This window comes from Kribbella sp. CCNWLW201 (assembly GCF_037203805.1).
Taxonomy (GTDB): Bacteria; Actinomycetota; Actinomycetes; order Propionibacteriales; family Kribbellaceae; genus Kribbella.
In genome coordinates this window covers 1761112-1774349 of record NZ_JBBCBQ010000001.1, presented here as the reverse complement: position 1 = coordinate 1774349, position 13238 = coordinate 1761112, and the positions used below count along the sequence as shown (strand labels likewise).

At 67.6% G+C, this 13238-nt stretch carries 14 protein-coding genes; 8 read left to right on the top strand and 6 right to left on the bottom strand.

All coding sequences use genetic code 11. The annotated features are described in order from the left end of the window. The first annotated feature begins 77 nt into the window (after positions 1-77). Both V9K99_RS08560 and V9K99_RS08555 read left to right on the top strand, forming a co-directional pair. Entirely contained in the window at positions 78-1187 is a 1110-nt protein-coding gene (locus V9K99_RS08560) for an NAD(P)/FAD-dependent oxidoreductase (RefSeq protein ID WP_337322917.1), read from the top strand. A gap of 12 nt (positions 1188-1199) precedes the next feature. Continuing rightward, positions 1200-2261: an NAD(P)-dependent oxidoreductase gene (locus V9K99_RS08555; RefSeq protein ID WP_337322918.1), complete on the top strand. Its 1062-nt coding sequence runs from the start codon at positions 1200-1202 to the stop codon at positions 2259-2261. Here V9K99_RS08555 and V9K99_RS08550 read toward each other — a convergent pair. Next, positions 2254-3180 carry a GbsR/MarR family transcriptional regulator gene (locus tag V9K99_RS08550; RefSeq protein WP_337322919.1) on the bottom strand — a complete coding sequence of 309 codons (927 nt, stop codon included), beginning with the start codon at positions 3178-3180 and terminating at the stop codon, positions 2254-2256. The two genes, V9K99_RS08555 and V9K99_RS08550, sit on opposite strands and share 8 nt — an antisense overlap. A 185-nt stretch (positions 3181-3365) precedes the next feature. Between V9K99_RS08550 and V9K99_RS08545 the strand changes: the two genes are divergently transcribed. The 6 genes from V9K99_RS08545 (at position 3366) to V9K99_RS08520 (ending at position 7711) form a co-directional block, all read left to right on the top strand. Then, the gene (locus V9K99_RS08545) at positions 3366-4238 is read left to right on the top strand and encodes an ABC transporter ATP-binding protein (RefSeq protein ID WP_337322920.1); all 873 of its coding nucleotides are present in this window, start codon (positions 3366-3368) and stop codon (positions 4236-4238) included. Further along, on the top strand, positions 4235-5077 hold the full coding sequence (locus V9K99_RS08540; protein WP_337322921.1) for an ABC transporter permease: 843 nt from the start codon (positions 4235-4237) through the stop codon (positions 5075-5077). Before V9K99_RS08545 ends, V9K99_RS08540 begins: the two co-directional genes overlap by 4 nt. 76 nt (positions 5078-5153) lie before the next feature. Next, positions 5154-5333: a hypothetical protein gene (locus V9K99_RS08535; RefSeq protein ID WP_337322922.1), complete on the top strand. Its 180-nt coding sequence runs from the start codon at positions 5154-5156 to the stop codon at positions 5331-5333. A gap of 12 nt (positions 5334-5345) precedes the next feature. Further along, positions 5346-6362, top strand: coding sequence for a zinc-dependent alcohol dehydrogenase family protein (locus V9K99_RS08530; RefSeq protein ID WP_337322923.1), 1017 nt, complete (start codon positions 5346-5348; stop codon positions 6360-6362). A gap of 216 nt (positions 6363-6578) precedes the next feature. Beyond that, the gene (locus V9K99_RS08525) at positions 6579-6842 is read left to right on the top strand and encodes a hypothetical protein (protein WP_337322924.1); all 264 of its coding nucleotides are present in this window, start codon (positions 6579-6581) and stop codon (positions 6840-6842) included. 50 nt (positions 6843-6892) lie between these two features. Further along, entirely contained in the window at positions 6893-7711 is an 819-nt protein-coding gene (locus tag V9K99_RS08520) for a MerR family transcriptional regulator (protein ID WP_337322925.1), read from the top strand. Here the strand turns inward: V9K99_RS08520 and V9K99_RS08515 are convergent. The 5 genes from V9K99_RS08515 to V9K99_RS08495 are packed head-to-tail and all read right to left on the bottom strand — an operon-like array spanning position 7695 to position 13210. Continuing rightward, complete coding sequence (locus V9K99_RS08515; protein WP_337322926.1) at positions 7695-9218, bottom strand: alpha-N-arabinofuranosidase; 1524 nt, start codon at positions 9216-9218, stop codon at positions 7695-7697. The genes V9K99_RS08520 and V9K99_RS08515 overlap by 17 nt on opposite strands. Positions 9219-9244: 26 nt before the next feature. After that, entirely contained in the window at positions 9245-10198 is a 954-nt protein-coding gene (locus tag V9K99_RS08510) for a hypothetical protein (RefSeq protein ID WP_337322927.1), read from the bottom strand. After that, complete coding sequence (locus V9K99_RS08505; RefSeq protein WP_337322928.1) at positions 10198-11016, bottom strand: carbohydrate ABC transporter permease; 819 nt, start codon at positions 11014-11016, stop codon at positions 10198-10200. The genes V9K99_RS08510 and V9K99_RS08505 overlap by 1 nt, the downstream gene beginning before the upstream one ends. Beyond that, positions 11013-11972, bottom strand: coding sequence for a carbohydrate ABC transporter permease (locus tag V9K99_RS08500; protein ID WP_337322929.1), 960 nt, complete (start codon positions 11970-11972; stop codon positions 11013-11015). Before V9K99_RS08500 ends, V9K99_RS08505 begins: the two co-directional genes overlap by 4 nt. Further along, a complete protein-coding gene (locus V9K99_RS08495) occupies positions 11969-13210 on the bottom strand; it encodes an ABC transporter substrate-binding protein (RefSeq protein WP_337322930.1) in 1242 nt (413 codons plus the stop codon). Before V9K99_RS08495 ends, V9K99_RS08500 begins: the two co-directional genes overlap by 4 nt. Positions 13211-13238: the final 28 nt, after the last annotated feature.

Here is a 13238-nt window from a genome sequence, read left to right as displayed (position 1 = left end):
GACGCTATGGATCCGTGCGCCTGGCCACCCTGCTCCAGGAGCCCGTCTTGAGGTCGCGTGCGCGCTACCTTGAGGATGTGTGGGATCTCGTGGTCGTCGGGGCCGGACCGGCCGGGGCTTCCGCGGCGCTCGGGGCGTTGGCGGTCGATCCCACCCTGTCGGTACTGCTGCTGGATCGGCACGACTTCCCGCGGGACAAGGCGTGTGGGGACGGGATCGCGCCCCATGTGTTCGATCTGCTGGCCGAGGTCGGCGTCACCGGGATTGTCGACGATTGGACACCAGTACGACGGTTCGCGCTGACCCGCGGTGAGGTTGGGGTCGACCGGGACATGGCCCGGCCGAACTGGGTGGTGCCGCGGACCGTCTTCGACCAGCGCCTCGCGGACGCGGCCCGGACGGCCGGTGCCGAACTCGTCCGCCGACGCGTCCGCGGGATCGAGATCGCGAAACAATCCGTCATCGTGGACGGCGACCTGGAGGCCCGGTTCGTCGTCGGTGCGGACGGCGCGCATTCCGTCGTACGGCGGGATCTCGGGGTGAAGCCGGGTCCGGTGGCACTCGCGATCCGTGGGTACGCGCCGACCCCGCCGGGCCGGGCCGCGAGTCAGGTCATCGCATACGGTCCGGGGAAGCAACCGTCGTACGCGTGGTCCTTCGATCGCGGCGACGGCTGGTCGAACGTCGGGTACGGCGAACAGCTCACGACCAGCCGGCCGACCAGAGCGGATCTGCTGAGACACCTGGAGACGTTGCTGCCAGGAGCGACCGATGGCGGGAAGTCGTGGTGGGGTCACCACTTGCCGTTGTCGAGCTGGTCCTGGCGTCCGCAGCCGGGGCCGGTGATGCTGGCCGGTGACGCGGCCGGGCTGATCAACCCGATGACCGGTGAGGGCATCTACTACGCCGTCGCGACCGGTCTGCTCGCCGGTCGTGCGGTCGCCGATGCACTGCGCAATGACAGTACGGATGCCGGTACGTCGTACCGCCGTCAAACGAACCATCTGCTCGGCAAGCACCTCCGGCACACCGCACTCACTGCACAGCTCACCCGCTCCGGCCGCATCCTCGACGCAGGTATCCGCGCCGCCGCGGCCGACCAATCGATCTTCGACGACCTGGTCGAACTCGGCCTGGCGGACGGCCTGATCACCGGCCGCCTTCTGAGGTCGCTCGTCGGTCTGTGACATCGTGGACGGGTGGAGCTTCCGAAGACGGCGTGGCAAGGGGTCGAGCTCGAGCAGCGGCTTGCGTGGGCGCGGCGCTGGATGCAGCGGACTGCTGCTGCGGCTGAGCGGTTGCCGGATCTTTCCGCTGTGCGACTGGCCGTCACCGCGCACATCGATCTGAAGTCGGCGCTGTTCCTTCAGGCCTACCGGGAGGCCGGGGCCGCGGTGATTCTGCATCCGGCCGACCCGGCGACGACGCGGGACGACGTACGGCGACTGGTCGAGAGCTGGGGGATCGAGGTCACCACGCCGGCCGCGTGTGTCGAGTGGGAGCCGACGCACACCGTAGAGATGGGTGGCGACGTGGTCGTCGAGGCGGCGGCACGCGAGTACGGCGGGATCGTCGCGGGGATCGAGATGACGCGGACCGGGATCAACCGGGTCGCCGGGCTGGCGTTGACCCATCCGGTGTTCGACCTGGACGGCGTACCGGTGAAGAACCAGCTGCACAACCGGTTCACGGTCGGCACGAGTACGTGGCACACGGTCCTCGCCCGCACCCAGCTCTCGTTGCATGGTCTCGACGTACTGGTCGTCGGGTACGGCGAAGTCGGCGGCGGCCTGGCCCGGACGGCGCGCAGCCTCGGGGCGATCGTGCAAGTCGCTGAACTCGATCCGGGTCGGGCACTGATCGCGTCGTACGACGGGTTCGAGGTGGTGGAGCGGATCGGGGACCGGGCCGACATCATCGTCACCGCGACCGGGCGGACCGGGACCGTCTCCGCGGAAGTCATCCGGAACCTGAAGGACGGATGCCTGTTGGTCAACGCCGGGCACTCCGCCGACGAGATCGACCTCGATGCTCTGGGCAACGGTCAGGAACTGGTGCCGGCAGTCACGAGTCATCAGGTCGGCGCACGCGAGGTGCTGCTGTTCGCCGGTGGGCATGTGGCCAATCTGGCTGCGGGTGACGGCGACAGTCTGAACGCCTTCGACGTCACCGCCGCGCTGATCGTCGACTCGGCCGGCTGGTTGGTGGCCCACGGCAACGATTATCCGGCCGGCCTGCATCCGTACCCGGGGCCTACCTGAGCGAGGCCAGCTGATCCGGGGTGAGCCGGGCCGGTTTCGGGATCGCGGTGTAGGTCTCCGAGGTCGGCTGGTCGAGGACGACCGGGTCGGTGTACTCGGTGTACTTCGCCGCATTGGCCAGGGCGTCCGTCATGCGCGCGGGCGGCCAGCCGAGGGCGGTGGCGAGTTCGTCTGCGGTGAGTGGACGGGTCGCGTGCAGGAGCGCGGCGAGGACGGTGAAGGCGTCGTCGATGAGCTCGAAGGACGGGCCTCCGGCCATGTCCTCGCCCAGGCGGTGGAAGAAGTCGGCCATCTTGGTCAGCCGAACGCCTGCCGGGGTGTCCGGGCCGAGCAGGTCGGCGCCTTCGGTCGCGGTCTCGGCCCAGTTCAGGTTGGTGCGGGCGCTCACCTTCCACGCCTGCGTCCAGACGTCCTCGGCGATGATGAAGTGCTGCAGCCGGCGGCGCGGGTCGGGTTCGCGGTGGATCATCCCGACCTGCTCGAGATAGCCGACCGCCTTGGAGATCGACGCTGGGCTGACGCGGAGCGAGCGGACCAGATCGGCCGCGGTCAGGCTGCGTGTGTCGGCCGTGTACAGCTGGGCGAGGACGCGGGCGGCCATCCGCGGTAGGCCGCCGTCGACCATCATCGCGGCGAACCGCTCGGCGAAATCGTGCACAAGGTCGGGAGAGCGCCCGTACGCATCGGCCACCGGCTCGCGGTCGGAAGTGGCCGGCTTGCTCCGGCGGCTGCGCGAGGTGGTCGCGTAGTGCGCGTGGTCGGCCCGGTAGCCGTGCGCGCCGCCGTTGCGGGCGACCTCGCGGCTGATGGTCGACGTCGGCCGGTCCAGCTGCCGGGCGATCTCGGCGTACCCGAGACCGGCCGCCAGCCCGGCCGCGATCTCCCGCCGGTTCTCGTGCGTCAGCCTGCCTCCCGGCATCGATCCCTCCTCGGTGCGTTCATCGTCAGCTCATTGCAACGATGGGTTGCATTCACCGTCATCGCAGTGCACAGATTGCCACGTTTCCGCCGGAAAGTCAGGGCTCTGAGGGGACTTGCTGATTGCCGGTTGACTGAACGCAACGTAGCTTTCAGGCATTCGTGAACTAGAAGGGAGAGCTGCTCATGGTGCTGGCGGTCGACGGCCTGCGGATGCGCTACGGCAGTACGGAGGTCCTGCACGACGTCTCGTTCCGGGCCCGCCACGGCGAGGTCGTCGCCCTGCTCGGCCCGAACGGCGCGGGCAAGAGCACCACCATCGAGATCCTCGAGGGGTTCCGGCTGCGCTCGGCCGGGAAGGTCCAGGTGCTCGGGGTCGACCCGGCCCACGGCGACGAGTGCTGGCGGTCGCGGCTCGGCATCGTGCTGCAGTCGTGGCGCGACCACGGCAACTGGCGCGTGCGTGAACTCTTGCACCACCTCGGCACGTACTACGCGCCGTACTCGACCAGCACCATCGACCGGCCCTGGGACACCGGTGAACTGCTCGAGGCGGCCGGCCTCACCGAGCACGCGAACACGAAGATCAGGACCCTGTCCGGCGGCCAGCGACGCCGCCTGGACGTCGCGATCGGGATCGTCGGCCGGCCCGAGCTGCTGTTCCTGGACGAGCCGACCACCGGCTTCGATCCGCAGGCCAGATACGAGTTCCACGAGCTGGTCCGACGCCTCGCCGCCGAATACGAGACCACGATCCTGCTCACCACCCACGACCTCGACGAGGCCAGCAAACTGGCGGATCGCATCCTGATCCTCACCGCCGGCCGGATCGTCGCGGCCGGAACGCCGGCCGAGCTCACCACACTGATCGCCGGCCAGGACGAGGTCCGCTGGAGCATCGACGGCGAGCAGTTCCGCAAGTCCACGGCCGACTCGACCGAGTTCGTCCGCGGCCTCTTCGCGCAGTACGGCGAGGCCGTTCGCGAACTCGAAGTACGCCGTGCCTCCCTTGAAGACACGTATCTCGCGCTGGTGCGCGGAGAGGAGTCGGCGGCATGAGAGCCGCAGCCATCCGGGCCGGCTGGACGCGCGGCCTGATCGAGTTGCGCCAGTCCTTCACCAACGGCCCGGAACTGTTCAGTCACTTCCTCTGGCCGGTGCTGATGCTGGCCGCGCTGTTCTTCCTGCGGAACCGGGACTTCGGCTCGACCGGGTTCCTGCTCGGCGCGCTCGCGTTGCCGAGCATCCTCGGCATGAACGCGGCGATGGGCATGGTCAGCATGAGCCAGCAACTCACTGCGGATCGCGAGGACGGCACGTTACTGCGGGCCAAGGCGACCCCGGACGGGATGCTCGGCTTCCTCGTCGGCAAGGTCGTCTCGGTGGCCGGCGGGCTGCTCGCCGACCTGGCCATCCTGCTGATCCCGGGCCTGCTGATCGTGGATGGGCTGGCGCTCGGCTCGGCCGTCGGCTGGCTGACGCTGGTCTGGGTGCTGCTGCTCGGGATGGTCGCGACCCTGCCGATCGGCGCGATCCTGGGCTCGATCTTCACCTCCGCCCGGTCGCAGGGACTGATCCAGTTGCCAGTGCTCGGCATGATCGCGATCTCCGGCATCTTCTACCCGATCACCGCGCTGCCGAATTGGCTGGAGTGGATCGGCCAGCTCAGCCCGATCTACTGGATGGGCCTCGGCATGCGCTCGGCGTTGCTACCCGACAGCGCGGTCGTGGTCGAGATCGGCGGCTCCTGGCGGCACCTGGAGACGGCCGCCGTACTCGGAGTCTGGGCCGTGATCGGCCTGGCGATCGCACCCGTCGTACTGCGCCGGATGGCCCGGCGGGAGTCCGGCTCCAAGGTCGCCGCGCGGCGGGAGCGGGCACTGCAGCGGGTCGCCTGAAAGCGTTTTGAAAGGGCTCCTGAGCCAGGCCGGTCCTACCGTCGAAGGAACGGAGTCGAACAAGGGGGACGGGGACATGAACGGGGACACAGACTCGGGCCAAGCGCCCGACCTCGACGAGATCACGCTGTTGCACCTGCCACCACCGGATGCCGCGGACCGCATTCTCGACGAACGCCTCCCGGACGTCGACACCCAGGACGAGCCGGAGCCCGACGAGGACGAACCATGGTGGCGACAGGGGACCGGTGGCTGAGATCGTCGAGGCATGGGCGACCTGATGGACGTGTGGGCGGTGGACCGGCCGGGACCGATCGATGGCGGGCCGTTGCAGCGCGTACGTCGTACGGTGCCGGAACCCGGGGCGGGAGAGGTACTGGTCAAGGTGGAGGCGTGTGGGATCTGCCGGACCGATCTGCATCTGTGTGAGGGCGATCTGGAGCCCCGGCGTCCGGGCGTGGTGCCGGGGCATCAGGTGGTGGGCTCGGTCGTGGGACGCGGCACCGGGGCCGAGCGGTTCGCGGCTGGGGATCGGGTCGGGATCGCCTGGCTGCGGGGGACCTGCGGGGTGTGCGAGTTCTGTCGGGCGGGATCCGAGAACCTCTGTCCGCGATCGTCGTACACGGGCTGGGACGCGGACGGCGGATTCGCCGAGTACGCCGTAGTGCCGCAGGACTACGCGTATTCGTTGCCGGCCGATCGGCCGGCCGAGGAGTTGGCGCCGTTCCTCTGTGCGGGGATCATCGGCTACCGCTCGCTGCTGCGGGCCAGCCTGCCGCCGGGCGGACGGCTGGGGATCTACGGCTTCGGCTCGAGCGCCCACCTCACGGCACAACTGGCGGCCGCGCAAGGAGCCGAGTTGTTCGTGATGACCCGCGGTGAGCGGAACCGGGAGCTGGCCCGCTCTCTTGGTGCCGCGTACGTCGGCGAGACGGCAGACCGCCCGCCCGTCCCGCTCGACTCGGCCATCGTGTTCGCTCCGGCCGGCGACGTGGTGCCGTTGGCCCTGGAAGCGGTCAAGCCGGGTGGGACGGTGTCGGTGGCCGGGATCTACTTGAGCGACGTACCGGCCCTCAACTACGAACGGCACCTGTTCCATGAGCGCGATCTGCGCAGCGTCACCTCCAACACCCGTCGCGACGGTGAGGAGCTGTTCCGGCTGATCGAGCGGTTGCCGGTCACCGCACATACGACCGTCGTCCCGTTCGCCGAGGTCGACCGCGCCCTCTCCGACGTGGCGCACGGGCGTGCCGCCGGCTCCTTGGTCGCGAAGCTGAACGTTTGAACACTTCCGCGCTGTGGATCGTTAGAAAAGGGTGAAGATTCAATCCGGGGTCGGGTCCGGACTTCAGCGGTGAGGGCTAGCTGCGTTAGATTTGATCAAATGTTACCGGGCAACCAGGGAGCGTGAACGCCATATGCGAGGTCTGACCAGGCAGGTGTGGTCGGTCCTTGCCGCTGCCGTTCCGCCGGCTCGGCGAGTTGCGCTGCGAGACGGGCAGTGCTGAGCAAGGTTCTCGGCGCGGTGGGTGTGGTCCTGCTGATCGCCGGGGTGGTGTTCGCCATCCGCCCGGTCACCGTCGACGGCCGGAACTGCGGCTCGGTCTTCCAGCCCGACAAGGGCATCACGCCGATGCAGTGCGACCCACGCCTCGACAGCCGTGGCGATGTGGTGGTCGGCCTCGGCACCGGCGGCGTCGCCCTGATGCTGGCCGGCTTCGCCGTCGCCGCCGTCCGCGACCGCCGGACCAGCGTCTCCTCCTGAACCACCGGCATGCTTGACCTTCACACAGTGTCAAGCCACAAGGTGGTCGCATGTTCACCATCGGAGACTTCGCGGCGTTCGGGCAGGTGTCTGCCCGGATGCTCCGGCACTACGACGCGATCGGGCTGCTCCGGCCGGCGGTCGTCGACGAGGCGACCGGGTACCGCTACTACTCGGCGGACCAGTTCAGCCGGCTGAACCGGATCATCGCGCTCAAGGATCTCGGGTTCACCCTGCAACAGGTGCACGAGATGGTCGACGCCAAGCTGTCCGCGGAGGAACTGCGCGGCATGCTGCGGCTGCGGCAGGCGCAACTCGAGGACGAGCTGGCGCGGAGTGCGTCCCGGCTGGTCAGTGTCGAGGCGAGGCTCCGGCTGATCGAGAAGGAAGGTCACATGCCCATCGAAGACGTCGTCCTGAAACGCATCGCCCCGGCCAAGGTCGCCGAACTCAGCGCGCTCTCCAAGAGCTACGACGGTGAGGACATCGGCCCGGTCATCCAGCCACTGTTCGGCCAGTTGTTCGACCGCCTCGGTGCCGCCGGCGTGATGCCGTCCGGCTCACCGATCGCGTACTACGAGGATGCGGCGGACGACCAGATCCTCGTCCACGCCGCCGTACCCGTCGACGCCGGCAGGATCGCCGACGTCGACTTGCACGAACTACCCGAACTCCCGCAGGCCGCCACCATCGTGCACCAAGGCGACATGATGGAGGCCGATCGCAGCATGCAGACGCTGGCCCGCTGGATCGAGGACAACGGCTACCGCAGCCAGGGGTACGCCCGGGAGGTCACCTTGCAGTTCGACCCGGAGAACCCCGCCAACTGGGTGCACGAGTTCCAGATCTCGGTCACACGTCGAGACTGACGGTCGCGAAGGAGTGCGGCGGAAGCGTGACCCGCAGACCGCGCGGGTCCGCTTCCAGCCCGGTCAACGCGACTGGGGCCACGGCGGTGTCGGTGGTCGTGTTGTAGGACTGCGGTTTCGATGCCGTCAGCAACCGTCCGGACGGGTTGCGGATCTCCGCACCGCGCAGATCCAGTACGACGTCCGCCGACGAGCTCGGGTCCAGGTTGCTGACCGAGATCAGCGCCTTGCCGTCCTTCACACTGGCCGACGCGGACAACAGCTCCATCGTCTTGCCGTCCAGCTCGTACGGCTCCGGCTGCTCGACCAGGTGCACCGGGACGGCCGTCGCCTCGTGGTGGCCCTTGTTCATCTCGAACACGTGGTACGTCGGGGTGAGCACCAGGCCACCGTCGTCATCGGTCAGCACCATCGCCTGCAGCACGTTGACGGTCTGCGCGATGTTCGCCATCACCAGCCGGTCCGCGTGCCGGTGGAACACGTCGAAGTGCAGGCTCGCGACCAGCGCGTCGCGCATCGCGTTCTGCTGGAACAGGAACCCGGGGTTCGTGCCCGGCTCGACGTCCCACCAGGTGCCCCACTCGTCGAGGACCAGGCCGACCTTGCGCTCCGGGTCGTACGCGTCCATCACCGCGGAGTGCCCGCGGATCACCCGCTCGATGTCCTGCGCCTTGATCATGGTCCGGTAGTAGTCGTCCAGGTCGAACTCGGTCGCCCGGCCCTTGTTCGCCCAGCTCCCGGCGATCGTGTAGTAGTGGAACGAGATCGCCTGGAAGATGTTCTTCGGGTCCCGGCCGCAGCCGAGGCAGCTGATCGCCTTCATCAGCGCCTCGGTCCAGTTCAGGTCGTCGTCCGACGCACCCGCCGCGATCCGGTAGAGCTTGTTGTCGCCGTGGTCCCGGCAGAAGGTGGCGTACCGGCGGGCCAGATCGGCGTACGCCTCGGCCCGCATGTTGCCGCCGCAGCCCCAGGTCTCGTTGCCGACACCCCAGAACGGCACCTTCCACGGCTCGTCCCGGCCGTTCGCCTTGCGCAGCCGGACCATCGGGCTGTCGCCGTCGCGGGTCAGGTACTCGACCCACTCGCTCATCTCCTGGACGGTCCCGCTGCCGACGTTGCCGTTCACGTACGGGTCGGCGCCGAGCAGCTCGCACAGGGCCATGAACTCGTGGGTGCCGAAGTGGTTGTTCTCCTCGACGTTGCCCCAGTGCGTGTTGATCATCGACGGCCGGTCCGCCTTCGGGCCGATACCGTCCTTCCAGTGGTACTCGTCCGCGAAACAGCCACCCGGCCAGCGCAGGTTGGGGATGTTCAGCGCCTTCAGCGCCTCGACCACATCGAGCCGGATCCCGCCCTCGTTCGGCAGGTCGGAGTCCTCCCCGACGTAGAAACCGCCGTAGATACACCGCCCGAGGTGCTCGGCGAAATGCCCGTACAGGTGCCGGCTGATGGTCGGACCAGAGACGTCCAGATCGATCACGACCCGCGACGACGATGCCTTGGACAACTAAGTCTCCTTGTTTTCTTGATGTTTCAGACGGTACGACGCAGGTCGAGAGCGACCGGTGCGTCGCGGTCACAGCTGAGCCGGTCACCCTCGGCGCGGAGCACCGCGACGTGAATGTCGGTCAGCCGCTGCGGATCTACCACGTTGTCGACACTGTGTTCGTTGAGAGTGGCGAAGGTCCGATGGGTGAAGTAGAAGATCCAGCCCACCTCGAGCCCGTTCTCGTCCCGGCCCACCACCACATCCGCGTGATGACCGAAGCCCCGGTCCAATGACCGCGATCCCGGTTCGTCGAGGATCCGGCCGGCCGGTTCCCAGGTGGTCAGGTCGGATGACCGGTACACGGCCTGCCCGCGCCACTCGTCGGTGATCATCCAGTAGAACTCGCCGAGCCGGAACACGTTCGGCCCTTCGTGCGGAGCCCCACCGATCACCTCGACCGGAGCCGACCACTCGGTGAGATCCGGCGAATCCACCGACCAGGTGGTCGACCCGTGGGCCTCGTCCTTGTACCAGAGTCGCCATCCACCACCGGGCAACTCGAGGGCACACGCGTCGATGACCCGGTCCGAGGACAGTGGCAGCACACCGTCGTACCGCCAGTCGATCAGGTCGGTCGACGTGTGGTGCAGGATCGTTCGCGGATGCCCTTCCCAGCGGTCCGGTATGCCGGGGATGTAGCTGGTGAACATGTGATAGCGATCCCCGGCGAGGATCACCTCCGGCGCCCACAGCGTGTTGCGGCCCGGATGGGGATCGAGGCCGGCCGCGACTCCGTCGTACCTCCAGCTCAGGCCGCCGTCGACGGACCTGGCCACGCCGATGTCGGTGCCGTGCACCCAACGGGTGCCGCCGTCGGGTTCGCGGGCGCGGCGCTGGGTGTAGAACATCCACCACGATCCGTCCGGCCCGGCGATCAGGCTCGGATCGGTCGGGGCCAGGTGGATCGGGTCGGTGTAGAGCGGTGACGGTGCACGCATCAGGACTTCACGCTTCCCGCCAGCAGGCCGTCGACGATGTGGCGCTGGGTGAGGATGAAGAAGACGACCATCGGGATCAGTACCACCACGCTCATCGTCATGAAGCCCGGCCAGTCGGTGCTGAACTCGCCGACCGAGCGGTACACCTGCATCACCAGCGTCTGCTTCTCCGGTGAGCTGAGGAAGACGTTCGGGGTGATGAAGTCGTTCCAGATCCACATCGTCTGGAACACCCCGACGGTGGCCAGGATCGGCCGGATCAGCGGCAGCACGATCCGCCAGTAGATCTGGAACGGTCCGGCACCGTCGATCCGGGCCGCCTCGATGATCTCGAACGGCAGCCGGCTGATGTATCCCTGGATCAGGAAGTAGACGAAGATCGAGCCGCCGGTGTAGATCACCACCAGCCCGCGCAGCGTGTCGACCAGTTCGACCCCGACCAGCATCCGGTAGAGCGGGATCAGCGTCGACTGTCCCGGCACGATGAACCCGAGCAGCAGCAGCGCGCCGAAGAACCGGTTGAACCGGCTGGCCCGCATCGCCATCGCGTACGCCGCGGTGGAGCCGACGAACAGCATCACCAGGATCGAGGCCACCGTGACCAGCAACGTGTTCACGAAGCTCCGCCCCAGCGGCACCGTCTCGAAGACCCGCTGATAGTTGTCCAGGAACAGCCGCGTCGGCAGCCCCAGCGGCGACCGGGCCATCTCTTCCTGCGTCTTCACCGTGTTGACGACGATGTAATACAGCGGTACGCCGACCAGACCGGCCAGCGCGATCATCACCACACTGGTGACCGGTGAACGTCGTTGTTTCACAGCACCCTCCGTTCGATCCGGCGGGAGACCCACAGTTGGGCGACGGCGACGATGCCGACCGCGAAGGTGAACAGCACGGCCAGTGCCGAGGCCAGCCCGTACCGCCCCTGCGCGACACCGCTGGTGATGATCGACTGCGTGATCGTGTACGTCGAATAGCCCGGACCGCCCTTGGTCAGGGTGTACGGCAGGTCGAAGACCTTGAGCCCGCCGGTCATCAGCAGGAAGTTGCTGATGACAACGGCCGGGGTGAGCAACGGCAGCGTGATGTGGAAGAACTGCTGTCGCGGCGACGCCCCGTCGATGGTCGCGACCTCGTAGTAGTCGGCCGGGATCGACTGCAGGTACGCCAGGTACAGCATCGCGTGCCAGCCGGTGCCGCCCCAGACCGCGACCACGATCACCGACAGCCGCGCCAGCGTCTCGTCCGACAACCAGGGGTACGGCCCGGCGTTGAACAGACTCTCCAGCACCGAGTTGAGCACACCCGATCCGAGCGGGGACAGGATGTAGGCCCAGACCAGGCCGAGGATCGCGATACTCGGGATGGCCGGGAAGAAGAACACCGAGCGGACGAAGTTCCGCCCGAAGAACTTCCTGTTCAGTACGACGGCCAGCGGGATCGCGAAGACCGTGATCAGCAGCGCCGAACCGATGGTGAACGCCAGCGTGAAGCCGAGACCGGCCAGCATCGACGGGTCGGTCAGCACCTTGCCGTAGTTCGACAGCCCGACGAACTTCACGTCGGCCGAGTAGCCGGTGAAGTCGGTGAAACTCCAGTAGAACGTCTGCGTCAGCGGCACCACCAGGAGCACCACGAAGACCAGTGCGACCGGCACCAGGAACAGCTGGTTCGCGGAGGTCTCACGGGCCCGCGCCCAGTTGAACCGCGGCCGGCCGGCCCCGGCCGAAACCTCCTGGGAGGTCTCGGCCGGAGCCATCAGTCCAGCGGTCACGACGTACTCGCGAGTTTGGTGTCGAGGGCGTTCGCGACCTGTTCAGGGGTGGCCTTGCCCTGCACCAGCAACTGCAGTTGCGCGGTCGCCTCGACATTGAGGATGTCCTCGGCCCGCTTCCAGGCGATCTGCGGCAGGTACACGTTGCCGGCCCGGACGTCCTTCACGATCGGTGCCAGCGCCGGGTCGAGGGTCGGCTCGAAGTCCGTGGTGACGGTGATCGCGCCGGTCGCCTTCTGGTACAGGCCCATCGCCTCGGGCGTGTCCAGGAAGGTCAGGAACTTCTCCGCCAGCTCCGGGTTCTTCGCCTTCGAGTTGATCGCGTAGCCCGGGCTGGCCGCGCCGGCCAGGTACGGCTTGCCGCCGCTGATACCGGGGATCGGCGCCATCTCGATGTTCAGCTTGGGGGCCGCCTTGCGGACGCCGGGCACGTCCCACGGGCCGGCGATCATCATCGCGGCTTTACCGGTCGCGAACTCGGTGCGCACCTGGTCACCAGTCAGGCCGACGACGTTGCGGGTGACGAGACCCTCGGACCACAGCCGCGACCACTGCGTCAGCGGCTCGACCCAGTAGTCCTTGAACTTCGCCGACCCGTCGAAGATCTTCTTGTCCATGGTGTCGCCGGTGGACGCGTTCTCGGCGCCGAGGAACGCCGACAGCGGCGTGGACATGGCCTGTACCGACTCCAGGTACGGCGTCACGCCGGCATCCTTGAGCTTCTTGCACAGGGCAAGGAACTCGTCCCAGGTCTGCGGGATCGTGGTCGCCCCGGCCTTGGCCAGCAGGTCCTTGTTGTAGAGGATCCCGGCGCCCCAGGAGGCGACCGACATTCCGTACACGGCGCCGTCCGGACCGGAGTACGTGGTCTGGTTGAACTTCGGCACGTTCTTCAGGAACGGCTTGTCCTTCAGGTCGACGACATGCTTGCCGTTGATCAGGTTGGTCTTGTTCTCCGCCGCGATGGCGAACACGTCGGCCGCCGTACCCGCGAGAATCCGCGACTGCAGGGTGGAGATGTACTCCGCCACCGGCGGGGCGTTGGAGAACTCGACCTTGACGCCGGGATTGTCCTGTTCGAACTTGGCGATCAGCGGTTTCATCGTCTCTTCTCCGTCCCAGGAGAAGAACGTCAGCTTCTTGCTGTCGCCGCCGGTCCCCGGCGTACCACCACAAGCGGCCAGCGGAAGGGCGATTGCGAGGGCCGCGAGCGCGGCCATTGTCCGGCGTTTTCTCATCGCAACTCCAGAAGGTGTTTAAGGTATG